General features: G+C 39.5%; 21 protein-coding genes, 3 tRNA genes and 1 pseudogene. 11 read left to right on the top strand and 14 right to left on the bottom strand.

The genetic code is table 11. The features are described from left to right. Positions 1 to 231: 231 nt before the first annotated feature. The 6 genes from clpX to E2I05_RS05655 form a co-directional block, all read right to left on the bottom strand. The gene (clpX, locus tag E2I05_RS05680; protein ID WP_121854308.1) at positions 232 to 1,512 is read right to left on the bottom strand and encodes an ATP-dependent protease ATP-binding subunit ClpX; all 1,281 of its coding nucleotides are present in this window, start codon (positions 1,510 to 1,512) and stop codon (positions 232 to 234) included. Between the two features lie 83 nt (positions 1,513 to 1,595). Continuing rightward, positions 1,596 to 2,207, bottom strand: coding sequence for an ATP-dependent Clp endopeptidase proteolytic subunit ClpP (gene clpP, locus E2I05_RS05675; protein ID WP_121854307.1), 612 nt, complete (start codon positions 2,205 to 2,207; stop codon positions 1,596 to 1,598). A 324-nt stretch (positions 2,208 to 2,531) separates the two neighbouring features. Beyond that, on the bottom strand, positions 2,532 to 3,842 hold the full coding sequence (gene tig, locus E2I05_RS05670) for a trigger factor (protein ID WP_121854306.1): 1,311 nt from the start codon (positions 3,840 to 3,842) through the stop codon (positions 2,532 to 2,534). 261 nt (positions 3,843 to 4,103) lie between these two features. After that, a tRNA-His gene (locus E2I05_RS05665) sits at positions 4,104 to 4,179 on the bottom strand. A gap of 7 nt (positions 4,180 to 4,186) precedes the next feature. After that, positions 4,187 to 4,263: transfer RNA gene (locus E2I05_RS05660), tRNA-Arg, on the bottom strand. A 78-nt stretch (positions 4,264 to 4,341) separates the two neighbouring features. Further along, positions 4,342 to 4,418: transfer RNA gene (locus E2I05_RS05655), tRNA-Pro, on the bottom strand. A 530-nt stretch (positions 4,419 to 4,948) separates the two neighbouring features. On the opposite strand from E2I05_RS05655, the gene folD reads away from it, so the two are divergent. Continuing rightward, positions 4,949 to 5,803 (top strand): bifunctional methylenetetrahydrofolate dehydrogenase/methenyltetrahydrofolate cyclohydrolase FolD, encoded by an 855-nt coding sequence (folD, locus tag E2I05_RS05650; protein WP_121854304.1) that lies wholly within the window; start codon positions 4,949 to 4,951, stop codon positions 5,801 to 5,803. Positions 5,804 to 5,945: 142 nt separating this feature from the next. Here the strand turns inward: folD and ispH are convergent, their stop codons facing one another. The 7 genes from ispH to E2I05_RS05615 form a co-directional block, all read right to left on the bottom strand. Beyond that, positions 5,946 to 6,875, bottom strand: coding sequence for a 4-hydroxy-3-methylbut-2-enyl diphosphate reductase (gene ispH, locus E2I05_RS05645; RefSeq protein ID WP_121854313.1), 930 nt, complete (start codon positions 6,873 to 6,875; stop codon positions 5,946 to 5,948). 92 nt (positions 6,876 to 6,967) lie between these two features. Then, positions 6,968 to 7,390 (bottom strand): FKBP-type peptidyl-prolyl cis-trans isomerase, encoded by a 423-nt coding sequence (gene fkpB, locus E2I05_RS05640; protein WP_121854303.1) that lies wholly within the window; start codon positions 7,388 to 7,390, stop codon positions 6,968 to 6,970. Further along, positions 7,391 to 7,912 (bottom strand): signal peptidase II, encoded by a 522-nt coding sequence (lspA, locus tag E2I05_RS05635; RefSeq protein WP_121854302.1) that lies wholly within the window; start codon positions 7,910 to 7,912, stop codon positions 7,391 to 7,393. A 41-nt stretch (positions 7,913 to 7,953) separates the two neighbouring features. After that, a complete protein-coding gene (gene ileS, locus E2I05_RS05630) occupies positions 7,954 to 10,776 on the bottom strand; it encodes an isoleucine--tRNA ligase (protein WP_121854312.1) in 2,823 nt (940 codons plus the stop codon). A gap of 41 nt (positions 10,777 to 10,817) precedes the next feature. Next, on the bottom strand, positions 10,818 to 11,753 hold the full coding sequence (gene ribF, locus E2I05_RS05625; RefSeq protein ID WP_121854301.1) for a bifunctional riboflavin kinase/FAD synthetase: 936 nt from the start codon (positions 11,751 to 11,753) through the stop codon (positions 10,818 to 10,820). Between the two features lie 326 nt (positions 11,754 to 12,079). Continuing rightward, positions 12,080 to 12,790: a hypothetical protein gene (locus E2I05_RS05620; protein ID WP_121854300.1), complete on the bottom strand. Its 711-nt coding sequence runs from the start codon at positions 12,788 to 12,790 to the stop codon at positions 12,080 to 12,082. Between the two features lie 17 nt (positions 12,791 to 12,807). Further along, positions 12,808 to 13,080, bottom strand: a complete 273-nt coding sequence (locus tag E2I05_RS05615; RefSeq protein ID WP_121854299.1) for a hypothetical protein — start codon at positions 13,078 to 13,080, stop codon at positions 12,808 to 12,810. A 127-nt stretch (positions 13,081 to 13,207) separates the two neighbouring features. Between E2I05_RS05615 and E2I05_RS05610 the strand changes: the two genes are divergently transcribed. The 6 genes from E2I05_RS05610 to E2I05_RS05585 all read left to right on the top strand — a co-directional run bounded on the left by E2I05_RS05610 (position 13,208) and on the right by E2I05_RS05585 (position 17,016). Further along, complete coding sequence (locus E2I05_RS05610; RefSeq protein WP_121854298.1) at positions 13,208 to 13,435, top strand: hypothetical protein; 228 nt, start codon at positions 13,208 to 13,210, stop codon at positions 13,433 to 13,435. Positions 13,436 to 13,452: 17 nt separating this feature from the next. Next, complete coding sequence (locus tag E2I05_RS05605; protein WP_145964465.1) at positions 13,453 to 14,019, top strand: transposase; 567 nt, start codon at positions 13,453 to 13,455, stop codon at positions 14,017 to 14,019. A 255-nt stretch (positions 14,020 to 14,274) separates the two neighbouring features. Then, positions 14,275 to 14,883, top strand: a complete 609-nt coding sequence (locus E2I05_RS22960) for a transposase (RefSeq protein ID WP_133309497.1) — start codon at positions 14,275 to 14,277, stop codon at positions 14,881 to 14,883. A gap of 638 nt (positions 14,884 to 15,521) precedes the next feature. After that, the gene (locus tag E2I05_RS05595) at positions 15,522 to 15,917 is read left to right on the top strand and encodes a DUF2721 domain-containing protein (RefSeq protein ID WP_121854676.1); all 396 of its coding nucleotides are present in this window, start codon (positions 15,522 to 15,524) and stop codon (positions 15,915 to 15,917) included. Then, positions 15,914 to 16,534 (top strand): trimeric intracellular cation channel family protein, encoded by a 621-nt coding sequence (locus E2I05_RS05590; RefSeq protein ID WP_121854677.1) that lies wholly within the window; start codon positions 15,914 to 15,916, stop codon positions 16,532 to 16,534. Before E2I05_RS05595 ends, E2I05_RS05590 begins: the two co-directional genes overlap by 4 nt. After that, positions 16,534 to 17,016, top strand: a complete 483-nt coding sequence (locus E2I05_RS05585; RefSeq protein ID WP_121854678.1) for a nuclear transport factor 2 family protein — start codon at positions 16,534 to 16,536, stop codon at positions 17,014 to 17,016. The genes E2I05_RS05590 and E2I05_RS05585 overlap by 1 nt, the downstream gene beginning before the upstream one ends. Before the next feature lie 97 nt (positions 17,017 to 17,113). Here E2I05_RS05585 and tyrS read toward each other — a convergent pair whose 3' ends face one another. Continuing rightward, entirely contained in the window at positions 17,114 to 18,310 is a 1,197-nt protein-coding gene (tyrS, locus tag E2I05_RS05580) for a tyrosine--tRNA ligase (protein ID WP_121854683.1), read from the bottom strand. Between the two features lie 125 nt (positions 18,311 to 18,435). On the opposite strand from tyrS, the gene E2I05_RS05575 reads away from it, so the two are divergent. The 4 genes and pseudogenes from E2I05_RS05575 to E2I05_RS05560 all read left to right on the top strand — a co-directional run bounded on the left by E2I05_RS05575 (position 18,436) and on the right by E2I05_RS05560 (position 21,930). Then, entirely contained in the window at positions 18,436 to 19,818 is a 1,383-nt protein-coding gene (locus E2I05_RS05575; RefSeq protein WP_121854679.1) for a peptidoglycan DD-metalloendopeptidase family protein, read from the top strand. A gap of 7 nt (positions 19,819 to 19,825) precedes the next feature. Continuing rightward, entirely contained in the window at positions 19,826 to 20,935 is a 1,110-nt protein-coding gene (locus E2I05_RS05570) for an anhydro-N-acetylmuramic acid kinase (protein ID WP_121854680.1), read from the top strand. A gap of 178 nt (positions 20,936 to 21,113) precedes the next feature. After that, positions 21,114 to 21,414 (top strand): annotated as a pseudogene (locus tag E2I05_RS05565) (IS1/IS1595 family N-terminal zinc-binding domain-containing protein); the annotation flags it as partial. Positions 21,415 to 21,477: 63 nt separating this feature from the next. Continuing rightward, the gene (locus tag E2I05_RS05560) at positions 21,478 to 21,930 is read left to right on the top strand and encodes a transposase family protein (protein WP_121854681.1); all 453 of its coding nucleotides are present in this window, start codon (positions 21,478 to 21,480) and stop codon (positions 21,928 to 21,930) included. Positions 21,931 to 22,036 lie beyond the last annotated feature (106 nt).

Raw genomic sequence — 22,036 nt, 5'->3', positions numbered from 1 at the left:
GATAAGTCTATTAGAAGTATATTGGGATAGATTTTAAAGTTTCAATAGCATAGGTAAAAAAAGGAGTGTTCTCGAATAAAAATGTATCAAAACGAATTTATAGTTCAAACTAAACACTAATTTAATTCTATGAGAATTATAAAATACTGCGGGCTTTATTTTGAAAAAATGAAACAAAGATATAAAAAAAGGAGCCAAACGGCTCCTTTTAAAAAATGTCAAAACAAATGGTTATTGTTCACCGCTTGCAGCTTGTGTCTCTTGTGTATCGTAAATAAGAATGGGTTGAGACTCGCCTTTAACTACAGACTCATCAACCACAACTTTACTTACCCCTTCTTCTGAAGGTAGATCATACATTGTATCAAGCAAAATATTTTCAACGATTGAGCGCAAACCACGTGCACCTGTCTTTCGGGTCATCGCTTTATGAGCAATTGCTTTTAGTGCATCTTCTCTGAATTCAAGCTCAGCGTCTTCCATTTCGAACAAAGAAGCATATTGCTTAGTAATTGCATTCTTAGGTTCAGACAAGATTTGAACAAGCGCGCTTTCATCCAATTCAGTTAGAGTTGCAACGACAGGTAAGCGACCGATAAATTCAGGGATCAAACCAAATTTAACTAAATCTTCTGGTTCAACTTTCTGGAAAATCTGTGAAACCGTCTCTTTATCGTTTTCAGCTGTAACTGTGGCACCGAAACCAATACCTGTACCTACATCGATTCGTTGCTCAATTACTTTTTCAAGCCCTGCAAATGCACCACCACAAACGAAGAGGATTTTAGACGTGTCGACTTGTAAGAACTCTTGTTGTGGATGCTTACGACCACCTTGAGGCGGAACCGATGCAACGGTACCTTCTATTAGCTTAAGCAAGGCTTGTTGAACACCTTCACCAGAAACATCACGAGTGATCGATGGGTTTTCAGACTTACGGCTGATTTTATCAATTTCATCAATGTATACGATACCACGTTGTGCTTTTTCAACATCATAATCACATTTTTGAAGTAGTTTTTGAATGATGTTTTCAACATCTTCGCCAACATATCCCGCTTCGGTTAATGTGGTTGCGTCCGCCATGGTAAAGGGTACATTCAAGAAACGAGCAAGTGTTTCAGCCAATAGAGTTTTACCACTACCAGTTGGGCCAATCAGCAAAATATTACTTTTACCTAGCTCGATATTATCTTTCGCTGAAGCATTCTTCAGTCGTTTATAATGATTGTAAACCGCGACAGAAAGTACTTTCTTTGCTTTTTCTTGCCCAATCACGTAATCATCAAGGTGATTGCGTAGTTCATGAGGTGTAGGTAATTTATCAGTATCGCGTTTTGGTGAAATTTCTTTGATCTCTTCGCGAATGATATCATTACAAAGCTCTACACATTCGTCGCAAACATATACTGATGGGCCAGCAATTAATTTGCGAACTTCGTGTTGGCTTTTACCACAAAAAGAACAATAAAGTAGCTTACCGCTATCACCGTCACTTTTATTATCGCCCATTATTTTACCTCTTTATGCCACTTATGAGTAACATAGAAAATTCAGTTTAATATTTCCGAGCATAACTCAGAACTGTGAAAAAATCAGCCACGTTCAGTCATTACACTATCAACAAGACCGTACTCAAGTGCTTCATTCGCACTCATGAAATTATCACGATCTGTATCTCTTTCAATGACGTCCATTGGTTGGCCTGTATGTTCTGCCAACATTCCATTTAACTTATTTTTAATCCCTAGGATCTCTTGAGCATGGATTGCGATATCAGAGGCTTGACCTTGAAAACCGCCTAGGGGCTGATGGATCATAACTCTTGAGTTAGGTAAACAATGACGTTTTCCTTTTGCGCCTCCAGCTAACAAGAATGCTCCCATGCTCGCAGCCTGCCCCATACAAACAGTACTTACGTTTGGTCTAATAAACTGCATTGTATCATAAATAGCCATACCCGCTGTCACCGATCCACCTGGTGAATTAATATAAAGATAAATATCTTTCTCAGGGCTTTCTGATTCTAAAAATAATAATTGAGCCACAATCAGATTAGCCATATGCTCTTCAACCTGACCGACTAAAAATATGACACGCTCCTTTAACAGACGAGAATAAATGTCGTATGAACGCTCTCCTTTGGCCGTTTGTTCTACAACCATTGGAACTAGAGAGTTTAAAATCGATTCTGGTGCTTTCTGCATTATTTAATTCCTTGTACCAATTTCAATAAGTATCTGTCTATATCTGCAATTTCTTCCTGTGATCCTCTAAGCTGCAAGATTAACTTCAGTTCAGTGTCATGGATAAGAAAGTGCACGATTTTACAGCTACATAAATTGCGATATGTTGTGAAAAATCCTAACTATTAAAACCATCCCACACGCGCCAATTTCACTTATTCTCTGATTAAACAGTTTGGATCAAACAAGTACTTATTGAAACTGGTTTTTATAAAAAATGGCTCGTACGAGAAGCCCCATACGAGCCATTATAAATGGCTAACAGCTAATCAAGTCAAGTGTAGCTTATGCTTGACCAGTTGCTTTGTTCATGAACTCTTCAAATGCCACTTCTTTTTCAGAAACTTTAGCTTTTTCTAAAAGCGCTTCAACAGCTTGCTCTTCTAAAGCAACGTTACGCATATTTTGCATCATTTCTTCATTCTTGTTGTAGTACTCTACAACTTCTGAAGGATCTTCGTAAGCCGAAGCCATTGAAGAAATTAATGCTTTAACGCGATCATTTTCAGCTTTCAATTCATTAACTTTGATCACTTCACCAAGTAGAAGACCAACTTTTACGCGACGTTCTGCTTGCTCTGTAAACAATTCAGCAGGAAGTTCTGGCATGTTTGCGGCTTGTTGCTGGTTACCAAAACGTTGCATTGCTTGCTTACGTAACACTTCTACTTCACCGTCAATCAAAGACTTCGGTAAATCAAGTTCGTTAGCGGCTAAAAGACCACTAATCACTTGATCTTTAATATTAGCTTTTAATGCTTGCTCAAGTTCACGGGTCATGTTCTTACGAATTTCAACTTTAAGTGCGTCAACACCTTCGTCTGTAATACCAAACTTAGAAGCAAACTCATCGTTCACTTCAGGTAAATTAGCACCTTGAACTTCGTTCAAAGTAATGGCGAATTTAGCGCCTTTACCTTTCAGGTCTTCAGCATGGTAATCTTCAGGGAACGTCACTTCGATCTCGAATTCGTCACCGACTTTTTTACCGAGTATACCTTCTTCGAAACCAGGGATCATACGACCTGAACCCATTTCAAGTTCGAAGTCATCAGCTTTTCCGCCTTCAAACTCTTCACCATCGACAGAACCAACAAAGTTCATTTTGACTTTGTCGCCGTCTTCAACTGCACGTTCAACAACTTCAAAGGTCGCATGTTGCTTACGCAAGGTTTCAATCATGCTGTCAACGTCTGCATCTGTAACGTCTGAAGTTGGTTTTTCTACTTCAATTGCATCTAAACCTGTAAGTTCTACTTCTGGATATACTTCGAAAGTTGCTGTGAACTCAAAGTTCTCACCTTCGGTAGTTCCCATTGTGAACTTTGGTGCGCCCGCTGGATTAATTTTCTCAGCCATAATCGCTTCAATAAAGTTACGCTGCATGAATTCACCCGAAATTTCTTGGCGAATTGCTTTACCATAACGTTTTTCGATTACGCTCATTGGTACTTTACCAGGACGGAACCCAGGAATACGTGCACGTTTTGCTTCGTTTAGCATTGCACTTTTAACTAATTTATCAAGACCGCCTGCAGGCACAGAAATAGTCATGCGACGCTCTAAGCCCTGAGTTGCTTCAACAGAAACTTGCATTATTTTACCTCAAATTTGTCTAACGTCCTTTAGTCATAGCCGATCGTTCAGCTATGTTAAGTATTCGTTTCTTAGTTATCTAAACTTACCGTTATGCCCCTTTAAAGTTGGGGTTCGGCCTAATCAATTATATTAAGACGCGACATTATAGCGATGCTTATCTAATGAGTCGAGTATCAATAGTCAATCGCTGAATGACAGGCATAAAAAAAGCGACTTTTAGGTCGCTTTTTTTATATTCTTTGCTTAATGCAAGAAGAATGGGGTGACTGATGGGGTTCGAACCCACGACAACCGGAATCACAATCCGGGACTCTACCAACTGAGCTACAATCACCATAATATGGTACGCCCGGCAGGATTCGAACCTGCGACCATCCGCTTAGAAGGCGGATGCTCTATCCAACTGAGCTACGGGCGCATGTTTAGAACAAATCCAAACCGTTGAATAACTTCATTAGCTATTCTAGTCATTCACAAGGGTAAATGACAATAAAATTGGTCGGTGATAGAGGATTCGAACCTCTGACCCTCTGGTCCCAAACCAGATGCGCTACCGGGCTGCGCTAATCACCGAGTCAGCTCTAAAGTAGTATGTGTACTGCACTTTAGAACGGGGCGAATCTTAATGCCTTGCTGATAACTCGTCAACGATTTTTTTTAAAAATACTTTCATGTGCTGAATTATCAATCTAATTTACTTCGGATTCTTTTTTTTCGAATAAAGGAAAGGAATGTTCATGACACTTTTCCGTCTCACTGGTAAAATATTTACTGATTACCCATTAAGCTCATCTAAAGTTACTGTAGGTAAAATAACTCATTGAACAATACAGTAACGATATTGTCATACCAGCCTACGCTGGAATGACAACAAAGTTAACTGAGCTTTGTAAGTAATCAGGAAATATTTTCGATTTCTCATGTTGATATCTACCAGACCAATGAAGATTTGTTCAATGTTTAGCATAGGAACTATGACTTGAATAAAAGTTTCACTATAAGAAACTGGGAATTGACGAAAAATTGCTTTTAAATACAAGTCATTTCTGAGAAGTCGCTCGATTAACTCCAATCGCGTCGTACAAAAAGGATACCCTACACCCATGACCGCCCAGATAATTGATGGCAAAGCGATCGCTCAATCTATTCGCAAGACACTGAAATCAAAAGTCAGTGACCGCATAAATAAAGGGTTACGTGCCCCGGGATTAGCGGTGATATTAGTAGGTAAAGATCCTGCATCTGAAGTTTATGTTGGCAGTAAACGCCGCGCCTGCGAAGAAGTAGGTTTTATCTCTCGTTCTTTTGATCTACCTTCAACCACTACAGAGCTTGAACTTTTCAGACTAATTGATAAATGTAATCAAGATCCCACAATCGATGGGATTTTAGTTCAGCTGCCATTGCCTGAGCACATCAACGAAGAAAAAATTATTGAACGAATTCAACCTGATAAAGATGTCGATGGGTTTCATCCCTACAATGTAGGTCGTTTAGCCCAGCGTATTCCAGTATTACGCCCTTGCACTCCAAAAGGAATCATGACCTTAATTGAGTCCACTGGTATCGATACTTACGGTCTTGATGCGACTATCGTCGGTGCATCGAATATCGTTGGTCGTCCAATGACACTCGAACTCCTCCTCGCTGGATGTACTACAACAACGTGTCATCGCTTTACCAAAAACTTAGAAGAAAAAGTACGTCAAGCCGATTTATTGATTGTCGCCGTTGGTAAGGCTGGTTTTATCCCTGGCGAATGGGTTAAACCGGGAGCTATCGTAATAGATGTGGGTATCAACCGCCTTGCTAACGGTCGTTTGATCGGTGATGTTGAATATGACATTGCAACAAAACACGCAAGTTGGATTACGCCTGTACCGGGTGGTGTCGGGCCAATGACAATTGCAAGTTTACTTGAAAACACCTTGTATGCGGCTGAGAAATACCACGACTAGATTATCTATATAGCAGATTAAACTTGGAAACATCAGTTGACTGCGTTCTCAAGCCTAGAAAAGATTACTGATAGTAAAGCGTAGCTTTACTATCAGTAATCTTTTCTACGTAAATGAACGCTCCCAACCAATTTATTTAGGTTTAACGAAGTTCTGCAGGAACCGCAAACACTGTATCTTCTTTACGTCCTTCGACTTCTGTTACTACGCTTGGCGCTATAGTGCTTATTGCATCAACGACTTGCTGAACTAACACCTCGGGAGCAGAAGCCCCAGCAGTAACAGCTACTTTGTTTTTACCATCAAACCAATGCGCATCAACATCATCGGCGTTATCAACCAAATGCGCTTCAATACCGCTCTTTTCTGCAAGTTCACGTAATCGATTTGAGTTAGAACTGTTTTTTGAGCCTACGACAACCATTAAGTCAGCTTGAGGAGATAAATGCCTCACTGCATCTTGACGATTTTGAGTTGCATAACAAATATCGTCTTTTCTTGGCCCTTCAATCGATGGGAACTTGGCTTGAAGCGCTTCTATGATATCGATGGTTTCATCAACAGATAATGTCGTTTGAGTAACAAAACATAAATTATCTGGATGTTTAGGTGTTAGTTTTTCAACATCTTCAATGGACTCTATCAGATAAACACCGCCTTCAGCGTTATCGTATTGTCCCATGGTACCTTCAACTTCTGGATGCCCAGCATGACCAATTAAAATACATTCAATGGCTTTACGGCTAGCACGAGTCACTTGTAAATGTACTTTTGTAACCAACGGACAAGTCGCGTCAAAGACTTTTAAGCTACGACGCTTTGCTTCTGCTCGTACCGCTTGTGAAACACCGTGTGCGCTGAATATAACAATACAGTCATCAGGAACTTGATCTAACTCTTCAACAAAAATAGCACCGCGATCTTTAAGATTCTGTACCACGTATCGATTATGAACAACTTCGTGTCGAACATAAATCGGTGGCTTAAATAACTCTAGAGCACGTTCAACAATGCTAATAGCACGATCAACTCCAGCACAAAAACCTCTTGGGTTGGCAAGCATAATGTTCATGCCAGTGGCATCGATGTGTTGAATTTCAATTTTATCTGATGACTGCATCTTTTATAAAACCTGTTTTGGCGCCGGTTAAAAACCTGAACAACTTATATTACTTGCATAACTTCGAGATCAAAAGTAACAGGTTGACCAGCAAGTGGATGATTTAAATCCACCGTTACCGAATCGCCCGCCACTTCACGTACTATTCCTGGTATTTCACTACCACCAGGTCCAGCAAAGCTTACAATTACGCCCGTTTCCAATGTCATATCTGCTGGAAAACGAGTTTTATCTAAGTAATGAATTGCATCTGGGTTTGACTCACCAAATGCATCAACAGCTTGTAATGTAAATTTGTGCTTATCGCCTTGTTTAAGTCCTGCTAGCTCTGATTCGAATGCAGGGCTTAAACTTTTATCACCAATATTTAATCGTGCTGGTTTTCCAGAAGCTTTGGTACTATCAGCTGTTGAGCCGTCATCCAAAATAACTTCCACATGACAGATATAAGCTGTTGCATCAGTCACTTAACTTACCTCTTGTTTCTTTTTCTGAGTATCCGTGGTTGGCTTTTCACCAACAAATGCATCCAAGATAATTAATCCTGCGCCAATGCATATTGCTGAATCAGCAACGTTAAAGGCTGGGTAGTGGCTTGTATTCCAGTAAACATCAACAAAATCGATAACAAAACCGTGCATCAACCTGTCGATTAAATTTCCTAGTGCACCACCAATGACCAAAGTGAATGCTAAGTTTAAGCGCCACATTGTTTTCGGTTGTTTCCGTAACCAGAATGACAAAATGCCGCTGATCCCAACGGCTATTGCAGTGAAAAACCAGCGTTGCCATCCTCCTGCATCACTTAAAAAGCTGAATGCCGCACCGTAATTTCGAACATAAGTAAAATTAAGCAGTGGCATTAAATTGATTGATTCGTACAAATCAAAATTAGCAATGACCCACTGTTTTGTGAGTTGATCGATTATAAATACGACTACAACAACCCAATACCATCTCAATCCACTTTGTTTCCAATCTAACGGCATACAATTTCCTTTATATAGTTTTCGCTATGCGAATATGTATGTTAAGCAAAGTGACGAACTTCGCCTTCACCTTCAATATTAGTCACACAACGCTGACATAAGCTTGTGTGTGCTTCAACTTTGCCGACTTCTTCACGGTAATGCCAGCAACGCTCACATTTTTCAGCTTCACTCTTAGTAATGACTAATTTTAATGAGCTAAGTTCCGTTTCAATAGCTTCTGCGGGAGCTGAAGTTAAAGGCTGAACATTCACATTTGATGTAAGCAAGATAAAACGAAGCTCATCACCGACTTTCGCCAATTCTGAAATTAACTCTGTAGTTGCATAAAGTGTCACTTCTGCTTCTAACGAACCACCAATGCGTTTATCGCGGCGTGCTTGCTCAATTACTTTGTTCACTTCATTACGAACAGATTGTAGTTGTTGCCAATACTCATCACTTAAATCATTTTCTGTGCTTGTTGACTCTAAACCTTGATACCACTCTTGAGTGAATACATAAGCATCACGCTCGCCCGGTAATAACTGCCAGATTTCATCAGCAGTAAAGCTTAAGATTGGCGCAATCCAGCGTACCATAGCTTCAGCAATTAAATATAACGCTGACTGACAACTACGACGAGCATGACCATCGGTTTTAGCTGTATATTGGCGATCTTTAATAATATCTAAATAGAAGCTACCTAATTCAATTGAGCAGAAGTGCATCAATTTTTGAGTGACCAAATGGAAGTTATATTGTTCATAAGCTTCAATGATTTCTTGTTGCAGAGTATTCGCACGCCCTACAATCCAACGATCTAATGCCACCATATCGCTCACAGCAACGGTATCAGTCTTTGGATTAAAACCATTTAAGTTCGCTAATAAGAAACGTGCGGTATTTCGAATACGGCGATAAGAGTCTGCACTGCGATTTAGAATTTCATCAGAAACCGTCATTTCACCGCTGTAATCAGTGGCAGCAACCCACAAACGGAGAATATCTGCACCTAATTTATTGGTTACGTGCTGTGGAGAAATAACGTTACCAATGGATTTAGACATCTTGCGTCCTTGTCCATCAACGGTAAATCCGTGAGTCAGTACTTGTTTGTATGGCGCTTTATTATGCATTGCGGTTGAAATCATCAAGGATGACATGAACCATCCTCGATGTTGATCACTACCTTCGAGATACAAGTCAATTTCTGCGCCATTGTATTCTGGACGTGATGCGACAACAGAAGAGAAGCTTGAACCCGAGTCATACCAAACATCTAACGTATCAGTTATTTTACGGTATTGTTCGGCTTCATCACCCAATAACTCTTCTGGCTCTAAATCAAACCAAGCTTGGATACCCTGTTGTTCAATACGATGCGCTACTCGTTCCATCATGGATACGCTGTCAGGGTGCAATTCATCAGTTTCACGATTCACAAATAAAGTGATTGGAACGCCCCAGGTACGTTGACGTGAAATACACCAATCTGGACGATTCTCAACCATTTTTTCAATGCGACTTTGTCCCCATTCAGGTATCCATTGAGTTTGCTCTATTTCACTCAAAGCTTGGGTACGAAGCTTATTGTTGTCCATTGAGATGAACCACTGCGGAGTAGCACGGAAAATAATCGGTGTTTTATGTCTCCAACAATGTGGATAGCTATGACGAATATTTTCATGATTCAGCAACGCTTGTTTTTCAGCAAGCAGTTCGACCACATTTTTGTTTGCTTTAAATACGTGCTGACCCGCAAAAATTTCTGTATCCGCTTTATAAACCCCGTTATCACCCACTGGATTTGCGACCTCTAAGCCATATTTTTGACCAACAACGAAATCGTCTTGACCATGACCAGGTGCCGTATGAACAACACCAGTACCAGCATCGGTAGTCACGTGTTCAGCTAGGATCATTGGTACATCAAAGCCGTAAAATGGATGGTTAAAGCGCAATAAATCTAGCTCAGCACCTTTAGCACTGCCAAGTACTGTATGACTTTCAGCACCATAACGAGTTACGCAGTCTTCAGCCAGTACTCCAGCAATAATGAGCGCTTGAGTGTTACCATCTTTAGTAAATTCAACCAAGCTGTAATCGAGCTCACCGCTTACGGCTAACGCACGGTTTGCAGGCAGAGTCCAAGGTGTTGTCGTCCAAATTGCAGTTGAAACCGTATGTGGATAATCACTCACACCAAATTTGCTTGCGACATCAGCACCGTCAACCGCTGTAAATACAACATCAATGGCTGGTGATGTTTTATCTTCATATTCAACTTCAGCTTCTGCGAGAGCAGAACCGCAGTCAGTACACCAATGAACAGGCTTAACACCTTTATGTAAATGACCATTGTCGATAACTTTAGACAATGAACGAATGATGTTCGCTTCCGTACTAAAGTCCATCGTTAAATAAGGGTTTTGCCAATCACCAAAAACACCTAAACGGATAAAGTCATCACGCTGACCGTCAACTTGCTTAGCCGCATATTTACGGCATTCCTCACGAAAGTCAGCCGCTGAGATTTTATGACCAGGCTTACCGACTTTTTGCTCTACTTTTAGTTCGATTGGCAAACCGTGACAATCCCAGCCCGGAATATAAGGTGCGTCAAAGCCAGACATAGTCTTAGATTTGATAATAATATCTTTTAAGATTTTATTTACTGAGTGACCAATATGAATATTACCGTTCGCGTATGGAGGGCCATCGTGCAAAATAAAAGGCGTGCGTCCAGTACGGCTGTCACGAATTGCTTTATACAAATCGTCTTCTTTCCAGCGTTTTAACATTTCTGGCTCACGATTTGCCAAATTACCACGCATCGGAAACCCTGTTTCCGGTAAATTCAGTGTTGATTTATAGTCGCTCATTGATCCCATACCGTTGCTCATCCAGTGCCTTTAAATAAAAGCTAACTGGCGTCATTACTAAACAAAGCTTTTGCTTCATTCGCATCATTTAAAATTTGTTTTTTTAGTGCATCAAGCGACTCAAAAGGCCGTTCTTCACGTATTTTCGCCATCAATTCGACTTCAATGTATTGGCCATAAATGTCCTCATCAAAATCAAACAAATGGACTTCTAGCTGACAATCTTGCCCATTTACTGTAGGCCTAAAGCCAACATTGGCCACACCTTCGTAAACATCGCTACCATCCCAAAAACAGCGAACAGCAAATACCCCTCTTACGGGAACGACATTGCGCTTAAGTGCAATATTTGCTGTAGGAAAACCGATTGTTCTACCGATTTTTTTACCGTGTGCAACTCGACCACTTAATAAGTAAGGGTGTCCGAGCATGCGCCTTGCTAGCTCAAAATTGCCATGGGATAACGCTTCTCGAATCGCAGTAGAACTCACTCGAGTATCTCCGACTATGAAACTCTTGGTATTTACAACAGTAAAACCATGCTTGTCGCCCGCTTTAAGCAACATATCAAAATTGCCTTTACGATCTGCACCGAAACAAAAATCGTCCCCAACAACAAGATATCTGACACCAAGTTGTTTGACGAGTAATTCTTCAATAAACTCTTCTGCAGGCATAGTGGCAAACTTATGGTTGAAGTTCACACACAAAAGTCGTTCGATACCTAACTCATCCAGTAATAATACCTTATCACGCAATAAACTGAGTCTGGCTGGAGCATTTTCACCACGAAACAACTCTTGAGGTTGTGGCTCAAATGTCATTAGAGTTGCGGGCAGGGAAAAGTGCTTTGCTTTATCGATCAAGCTCGCGATCACTTTAGCGTGCCCACGGTGCACTCCATCAAAATTCCCGATAGTCAGCACACAACCATGGTGTGTTGGCAAAATATTATGAATCCCGCGTATTAATTCCATTCTTGAGCTTTTAGACACGCATAAGTTGCGCAAGTATATACTATACATCTACTACTTCAAGACTCAGGTGTGATGTGAATTTTTAGCCCCTTTCATTTAGTTGAACATTAAGTCAACATTCAGTGTGTAAGATAATCTACCGGAGGATTTTTATAATAATATCTCTAGGTCTAGGTAATGCTGTATATACGATTAATAATAGGACGAAAATAAATACTGCATTATTTACACTAAAGTTAAGCAAGTTAACCCTATATTACAGAGGGCTCAAAATACCGAAATTAACACTTAAATACAAAAACTTACTTTAAAGGTTGATTTAATTACTACGATGTTTCTTCGCGAGTTGTGGGTTGATCATATATATCCACGTCCTGCAATATTTCAAGCTTTCCTTCCATTACAACTGATGAGTTCCTCATGCTCAGGGATAGATCTCCATTCTTTGCCTTCTCTTTGTCTAAAACAAAATTCAACTCAAACTTTGCTTCGCAAACTTCAAGCTTTTCAGCTTCATTTTTCAGTAACTTAAAATACTTCGCGGCTAATCCACCTTCTGTTTTTGTGGAGACCAGAGTTGAAAAGAAAGTCGAACAACTCATTTGAATCAATATTTCTGTATTGTCTCCATAGCTAACCTCTGTGCAAAAAGCACCTATTTTAATCGCCTTAACTAAACTAATAGTGCCATTCTCATGTATTTTAATCCAATCACTTTGACTAACACCATTACCATAGATAGTTTTTGGTTGTTTAAAACTTATTCCTACTCCACGGGCAAACATATTAGCTAAAACTGCAAAATATACCTGTTGGTTCAACATAGTACACACCATTTTAAGAGCATTGATAGATTCTCGCCCTACAGAAAAACCAGCAATACTAACTAAACCTTTATGTAACAATTCAATGCTTTGTGACCATTCGATACGATAAGTATCATGACTTATTTTACGGCCTTCATCATTAACTGTTGTAAAGTAAAAATGCATCCTATGCAGATCTTTTTTAACGTTATTAGTGAGTTGTGCTTTCATTCCATCAACTTCAATTTCTAACGGTTTTTTTCGCTTAAATGCTTAGCAATAACAACCTCAACATCATCTGAAACATGAGAAAGAGACATAGAACATTTGAAATACCCATTTTTATTCATACTTTCAGTCATAAATTTAAACAGCATTTCGAAATGCTCAAGAAATTGATGAACCAATGGCAGTTCATCTGTTTTATAAGCTAGTTCTAATAAGTTTGGGTGGGTTCTACGAAGCAACTCTAAAGCACTTACACCAAAAGTTGATTTAATTTCTTCAGCACATTTTGGCAATGGTTTATACGGTCAAAGAAATGCGTGCATGATATGTAAATGATCAGTTATTACTCAAGTTTCGGAGTTCAAATTCAATAATAAAGTGAGCGTATTTTACTGATATATAAAGAAAAGATGAGAGTTAATGTGTTATAATCTTGTTGCTCAGACAAATATTGACATGAAATCACTTTCTCTACCATCACTTACTTCTAATTTTTTACAGCGTTCAGGCATTCAAATTGATAATTCGTTAAGCACATCATGGAAACAGCTTGGTTTTGTTTCAATGTTGACATCTTGTGGCTTCAGTAAACGTTCGGGTATTGAAGCAACCGAAGTCGTTTACTTACTAATGCTTTGGATTGGTTGAAGGTTGATACCATATCTATGTTTGCTAAAGAGTCACTACTCAGCTTTTCTTCTGCTAAGAAAGATGTGCTTTATGATTTACTCAACCGAGAAGACTTGAATTGGAGAAAACTGCAACTTTACACCGCTAAAAAACTCATAAAACAGGAAGGCAAGAGTAAAGTCAGAGCTTTTGTTGTCGATGATTCAGTAAAGCAACGTCGTGGTAAGAAAATGCCCGGCGTATCCAGTCACTTCGACCATTTGACAGGGCGTTGTGTTATGGGACAGCAAGTACTGAGTTTTGGCTACGCTTCTGATAGTCAATTTGTCCCACTGGATAATGAACTCTTCATCAGTCAAACCAAAGCACAACCTCTAACCCGTAAATTTAAAGATGAGCGCTCAATAGTCGCTAAACGTTACAAGCAATCTGTGGCTCAAACTAAGCCTGCTATGGTTGCAGGTATGGTTAAACGTGCGCTGGGAGTAGGTATTGAAGCTGATTATTTTCTTGCAGACTCTTGGTTTGCCACCAAGCCTATTATCAGCATGACGCTTGAGCATGATTTGACAGCTATTCTCCGAATGAAAAAAACAAAATGAAGTACCGCTTAGGGATGTCGCAGTTCAAATAATACCACTTTAAATTTCAACGCTTAATTTGTCATACCTGCGAACGCAGGTATCCAGCGACTTGTGCCCAAATTAACCAAAGACTCTGGACTCCTGCGTTCGCAGGAGTGACGATAAAATTGGTATACATTCTTCCGCCACGTCCCTTAGCGGATAAATCAGAGTGCAGTGCCGCCGAACTATTCAAAACTCAAGTAAAAGGCCGATGGCCAAAAACTAGCAGGGTTGCCTTATCAAACAAAGTCCATTGTCGTTGAGTTGAATCTAGCAGAAACGGCAAAGCTTGAGCCGAATTGGATTAAGGTTAAACTCGTCTTTTGTCGAGGTGTTAATCCTGATAAGAAAAAAGCAGGTAAACACGATTGGGCATTATTTTTAAGTACGGACGCTTCGCTAAGCGATGAAAAAATTCTTGAGATTTACGCTTTGCGTTGGGGAATTGAAGTGTACTTCAAGGAAGCCAAACAACATCTTGGCTTTTTGAGTGAGCAAAGTCGTCATTACAGTGCTTATATTGCTTCAATTCATCTAACAGGGTTGAGGTTTTGTTTGCTTCTGCATGCGAAGCAAAATGATGAAAACAGCAAAGTCTGTGACTCAAGGAACCTACTTTGCGACAGTCTACAAAATTTAGATTTTGCTTGTAAATTATGGGGCTTAATTAAGGCTTTGATCAGCGATGCAGTTTCTAGTATTTCTTCGTTATCAACAACAGAAAGCGAAATCATACTGAATAAAATCAACGAAGAAGTGACCTCGTTTTTTAATCAAGTTATGCAAATGGATACTTTTACATTACGCCAAGAGGCTATTTCTACTGAAAAGTACCCATGATTTTAGCTAAAAATGAACTCCGAAACTTGAGTTAATACTGTATAAAACTAGAGCTAGGTTTAAGTACCCAGTCAAATGTAATCTAATATTTTTCTTGCTAAAACGCCTGTCATTAGCGACTTCTTGAGAAAAAAGCATTTGACTAGGTACTTAATTAAAAATATGTATTTAAATTCGTAGTTCTATAAAATATTTCACAAATAATACTTGCGAACCCTAGGGGCTGTTGATCTTTCAGGATTAAATTTTGTGCTATTTGAGCATTTATCTGTTTAAAGCGTGAGCAGTGATGCTTAGCCATCTAAGTGAGCTGGTCACAACACAGAACAGTGAATGCTCAAAAGCATCGAAGACAGCGTAAATTGGTCATTTCTGCTGCGTTATCGTTTTCTTATTTGGAAACGAAGTAACGACAGTTTTGTATGTAGATAATAACCAAACCTCACAAACTCTGCCTTGAATAAAATAACCAATTTATCGCTGCAAAAACAATCACGAAAGATCAACAGACCCTAGTGTTCAATTTATTTTGATATTTTTACTTTCAATTGAAAGTAAAAATATCAATTCACCACTCCTTTTGTAATAAAACTACAGGTATAATTCAGCTCAATAACTAAACTAACAGGGCTACTATTTTGTTCGACAATTTACGCATATCGTTAACAACACCAGCATTGCTATTTCCGGCAATATCCTTGCTGTTGCTGGCCTATACCAATCGATTTTTTGCTTTAGCTGCTTTAATTCGCAATTTGAGCGCTGACAACAAGCCTGTACTTAATGATCAGATTAAAAACCTGCGTCAACGCATAGCGATTATTCGTAGAATGCAAGAAGCAGGCGTTTTAGCATTTGCTATGTGCGTAATCTGTATGATTTTGATTTATATCGGTCAAAATCACATTGGCTCTCTCGTCTTTGGTTGCAGTTTGTTATTACTTTTATATTCACTACTGTTATCCGTCATTGAAATTAGAATTTCAGTGGATGCCTTAAATATTCACTTGAAGGAAATGAGCAAAATAAAATGAACGAATGGATTTATTTTTTCGATTTATGGGGCACAGCAGTATTTGCCTTAACAGGCGCGCTTGCAGCTGGCCACCACAGAATGGATCCTTTTGGCGTTTTTGTACTAGCCGGTGTAACCGCCGTCGGTGGTGGAAGCATTCGTGATGCATTAATGGGAACCACGCCCGTATTTTGGTTACAAGACCAAACTTATATACTCGTCGTTCTGACGACAGTCATGCTGACATTATCATTCACCAGAACGAACCATAGTGCACCATGGTATTTATTACCTATTGCCGATGCACTCGGTTTAGCATTATTTACAGTGATCGGCGCAGAAAAAGCGATGGGACTTGGGTTAAGTGAGGTATCAATCGTCATCATGGGCGTTATCACTGGCGTTGGCGGTGGTGTACTCCGTGACATTTTATGCCGACAAGTTCCAATGATAATGCGCACTGAAATCTATGCGACTTCGTCAATTGTCGGGGCTATCATTTACTGCTTATGTTTAAATATGGAATTTGACTCAATGGCTGCGGTTGTTGTTGCTATGACGAGTGCATTCGTCATCCGACTTGCAGCCATAAAATGGCAGTTATCCCTACCTGCCTTTGATTTAAAGAGAGCATAATGTTTCGTTGTATTTATATTGGCTTTATCATTTTGGCGTTTTCCATTTCAGCTTTGGCAAACTCGAAAGAATTAACCAAAGAGCAAAAAATTGCTGTCGAGTATATGCAAACCCTCACTCAGCATGATCTCACTAAACTTAAAGCCTTCTATGATAGAGATAGTGTATTTAGTGATAAGACTGCAGGTAAAACATACACTGGCGGTCAACACATTATCGACTTTTTTAAACGTGCTTATCATGGAATGATAGAGTACAAATTTGACATCACTCATATATATAATAAAGGTTCTTTTGTCGTAATGATTGGTGAATATCATTTCAAGGGCAAAGGGGTTCAGTTCGGCAAACCAGGAAAGGTCATTAGCCTAACCGTTCCCAGTGTGACGACGTTAGAGCTTGATACTGAAAATCATCGAATCAAAAAACACGTCGATATGATTGACTACCAAATGCTCTCCGAACAACTGGCTGTGCAGTAGTCACCACTTTATTAAAAGTACAAATACAAGAAAGCCTGAACTCATCACAAGTTCAGGCTCTTGATTAACCGTTCACTAAGATTTTAAATTGAAAATATTAAACGAGAGTGAGCTTAGCAAATTTACGCTTACCGACTTGGAAAACACCTACGGTTCCCACAGTAAATACTTGCTTAGCATCTGCTAATTTATCACCATCAAGCTTAGCGGCACCTTGTTTAACCATACGCATAGCTTCTGATGTTGAACTCACTAAACCAGCTTCTTTAAGCAAATTGGCAAGGCCAATTCCATCTCCAGCGGCAATTTCCATCTCTTGAATATCATCTGGAATCGCTCCTTTCTGAAAACGATTAATGAACTCTTGATGCGCACCTTCAGCAGCAGCTTCATCATGAAAACGAGCAATAATTTCTTTTGCCAGAGCAATTTTAATATCTCTAGGGTTAGTCCCTTCAGCAATTCTTTGTTTAAATCCCTCGACTTCATCAAGTGGACGGAATGACAATAATTCAAAATAACGCCACATCAAGTCATCTGAAATGGACATAATTTTGCCAAACATTTCATTTGCAGGCTCACCAATACCAATATAGTTATTTGCTGACTTAGACATTTTTTTAACGCCATCTAAGCCTTCAAGAAGCGGCATCATAATTACAGTTTGTGGACGTTGCCCTTCTGCTTTTTGCAGCTCTCGCCCCATAAGCAGATTAAATTTTTGATCTGTGCCTCCTAGCTCAACGTCTGCTTCAAGCGCCACAGAGTCATAACCTTGCAATAATGGATACATAAATTCATGGATTGCAATCGCTTGCCCACCATTGTAACGCTTTTTAAAATCATCACGTTCCATCATACGTGCAACAGTTTGCTTTGATCCTAAGCGGATCATACCCGCGGCACCTAATGGTTCTAACCAGCTTGAATTAAATTCAATACGAGTTTTTGCAGGATCAAGGATTTTATAAACCTGCTCTTTATAGGTTTCAGCATTCTTAGCCACTTGCTCTTTAGTAAGCGGTGGACGGGTACTGTTTTTCCCTGTTGGATCACCAACCATCCCAGTGAAATCACCAATCAAAAAAATCACTTCATGTCCAAGCTCTTGAAATGTTCTTAACTTGTTCAAAATAACAGTATGACCAAGATGAATATCTGGTGCGGTAGGATCAGCACCCAGCTTGACTTTTAATGGTTTTCCTAGTTTTAGTTTTTCAACTAAATCTGCTTCTAGTAGTATCTCATCGGTACCACGTTTAATCTCAGCTAATGCTTTTTCTAAATCAGCCATTGCCATAGCACCTCTATGCGCGTAATCTCAAAATCAAAAGACAGTAATGTTACTTGTTAGCCAGCACAAATGAAAGCGTGTACACTGATAGGAAGCATAGATATTAAAAAATGGTTACAGAGTAGATGTTGAGAGTCATTACATTATTTAAGTTGTTGCCTATTGCGCATAGAATCATATTAAGTTCTTTATTTTTAGTTTCAGTGGTTATTGTATTGTTGCCTTCTGAAAATGCACAAGCTTCAAAACAAACAGTTGAAAACCAATACTCAGCCAATACTCGCTATACTGTTCCATTAGCATTCCGCAAACCTGAACCTCCAAAATTTGAACAAAACAATCAAAAACAGCTTGTTGAAACTGAAATTAACGCTATCAATTCTAGTGATAATTCGGCTAGTACCCACAAAAGTCACTCCCTCAACACAGACAAATTTAAAGTCCAATCTGGTGATACATTAGCAAAACTTTTTCATCGCATTGGATTAACCTCAAGGGATGTTTACGAGATATCGCAACTTTCTTTGGCTAAAAAAAATTTATTGAAATTAATGCCTGGTGAACAAATTGAAATAGCCAAAAACTCAAATGGCGAATTTGTGCATTTGAATTACATTATTGATCCCATCACAACATTGAAAATTTCAAAGTTAAACGATACCTACAACGAACAACTTGTCACTAAACAAGTAGAGTCCCGTTCTCAGTTTGCTTCAGCAAGTATAGATAGCAATTTTTGGAATGCGGCCGTAGATGCTGGTTTAACACCTAATCAAATAATGCAAATTGCTACATTATTTGGTTGGGATATTGATTTTGCTTTAGATCTTAGAAAAGGGGATAGTTTTTCACTCATTTACGAACAAGAATATGCCGACGGGGAATTTCTGAAAAATGGTAATATTCTTGCTGCTGAGTTCATTAATCAAAATGAACGCTTCACAGCGATTCGATACAGTAATGGGGAATATTACTCAGAAATTGGACGTAGTATGAAAAAAGCGTTTTTACGCTTACCTGTCGACTTTACTCGGATCAGCTCGAGTTTTAATCCAAGACGCATACACCCTGTAACAGGCGGAGTAAAAGCTCATCGCGGTGTCGATTATGTTGCCCCACGCGGTACACCGATTAAATCAACTGGTCGCGGCAGAGTCATTAAGTCAGGTTACTCTAAATATAATGGTAATTATGTTTTCATTAAGCATAATGATACTTATACAACTAAGTATTTACATCTTCAAAAGCGTAAAGTAAAAACAGGTCAAACGGTTAAGCAAGGACAGATAATTGGCACCTTAGGAAGCACAGGTCGAGTGACTGGCGCACACCTTCATTATGAGTTTATCGTCAATGGGGTTCACCGCAATCCACGTACCGTTAAGCTGCCAAAATCGACCTCAATTGCGAAAAAAGAAAAAGCAAATTTCCTTACTGTGAGTAAGCAAATGATTGCCCAACTTGAACATCAAAAACAGTTGCGTTTAGCCGGAAACATTACAGAGTAACCTTAACATGACACACGCTTATTTCATCGGGCTTATGTCTGGCACTAGTATGGACGGCATTGATGCTGTCCTTGTAGATTTTGCTGGCGATACCCCGAAGCTCATTGCCACTCATACAGAGTCCATTCCCGAGCATTTATTTAAGGGCCTTCAGCGATTAAGCCAACCTAGCACAGATGAAATTAACCGAATGGGTCGTCTTGACCGTCAAGTCGGGCTTGCTTTTGCAACAGCGGTTAATGAACTGATGGCTAAATCTGGTATTGATAAAAAACACGTTATCGCTATTGGCAGTCATGGACAAACCGTTAGGCACATGCCCAATTTAGAAGTCAGTTTCACTCTACAAATCGGCGACCCAAATACCATTGCCGTTGAAACCAGTATTGATGTTATCGCAGACTTTAGACGCAAAGACGTAGCGTTGGGCGGTCAAGGTGCCCCACTTGTTCCAGCATTTCATCAACAAGTCTTCACCAAAAAAGATACCAACAGAGTTATCTTAAATATTGGTGGAATCGCTAATATTACCCATCTACCAAAAAATACCGAACAAATTACCGGCTTTGATACAGGCCCAGGAAATACATTAATCGATGCTTGGATACAGCAAAATCACAAAGTGCCGTTTGATCATAATGGTGAGTGGGCTGAGTCGGGGGTAACAAACCCTGAACTTTTAAAACACTTATTATCCCATGTGTATTTCTCGCAGCCACATCCCAAAAGCACGGGGAAAGAGTTATTCAGTCAGGCTTGGTTAGAGCAACAACTAAGTAACTACTCACATCTCGATGCTTCGGACATACAATCAACTTTACTCGATTTGAGCTGCCACAGTATTGCTGATGCAATATCCTCTATTTCCCAGCATGGTGAACTATTTGTTTGTGGGGGTGGAGCCAGAAACCGAGCGTTGATGAAACGATTAGCTAGCTTACTTTCAGGTTATCAAGTCGAAACAACAGAGGCTTTAGGTGTTGAGCCGCAGTGGGTTGAAGGCATTGCATTTGCTTGGTTAGCTTATCGCTTCCACAATAATCTACCTGCTAACTTACCTGAAGTAACAGGTGCAAGCCGTGAAGCTATTCTCGGTGCTCGTTTCCCTGCCGTCTAACAAGATAGAATTACAATGCCGAAAAGATTAATTGTTTTACTGAGTTTCTATTTAGCTTTTGCTGTTACTGGGTTGATTTTTGAAGTTGGCGCAATCATAAGCATTCTCGGTAGTGGGCTGAAGCAGTGAATTGATCTATCATGGTTGCACTCTAGTTTCATTTATTTTAGAGAATATCATGCGTCACTCTGTAGATGTTCAATGCCCTCACTGTCAAAGTACTTCAATATCAAAAGCAGGAAAAAGCCCAAAGGGGCAGCAAAAATATTTATGTACCAACTCTGAGTGCCCGAAAAAAACATTCCTACTTCATTATGTTAAGCGTGCTTGGGAAGATGGAGTAAAAGAAACAGCCATTGACATGGTACTTAATGGTAGCGGAATAAGGGATACAGGTAGAGTGTTAAATATACACAAGAATACAGTGATAAACGCCATTAGAAAAAGAAAAGAGCATTGTCCACGTAAATCCACACTGGTTCATCCGGTTAATCGATACTTAGGTCTGAGATAAGGTAAAATATTCTAAAAAATTAGAGTAGATGTCGACTTCACTTCTTTACCATTCCTTTGGAATACAAGGCCCTTATCATTACTTATCTTCCAAATATGAAAATGGTTCAACGATCTTTAACATTGCCCATAACCACCGAATGAAATGCCCTGATTGCAAAAGTCGGAAAGTGATCAAGAAAGAAACCAAAGAACGTGAGTTTATAGGCCCTCCAATAGGCATCAAGAAAACGTTAATCCGAATATTACATCAGCGTATTCAATGTACGCTTTGCAAAGTAATCCAGTATTTACCACTGAAGTTCATTCCACGGCCTAAAGTCCGTTACATCAAAGCTTTCGAGAGATATTTACGTATTATCTACACAGTATTAAGCCGAAGGAAAGCCTATTTTGACCCAGATATTAACTACGAGGAGTTAATGGTCAGGAGAAATAGTCCCCGATGGCTTCAAATGATGGTTAAATACAATATGGTATAAACAGTTAAGCAAAAAGCTTAACAGACAGCCAGACTTATTTTTATCCCTTCAATAATTGCGGGGAGGACTATGTTGCGTCTAATACTATTAATTTTCACGGTAAACA

Source organism: Parashewanella spongiae (genome assembly GCF_004358345.1).
Classification (GTDB): domain Bacteria; phylum Pseudomonadota; class Gammaproteobacteria; order Enterobacterales; family Shewanellaceae; genus Parashewanella; species Parashewanella spongiae.
Note: the sequence above shows the minus strand (reverse complement) of the source record. Positions and strands in the feature narration are given on the sequence as shown.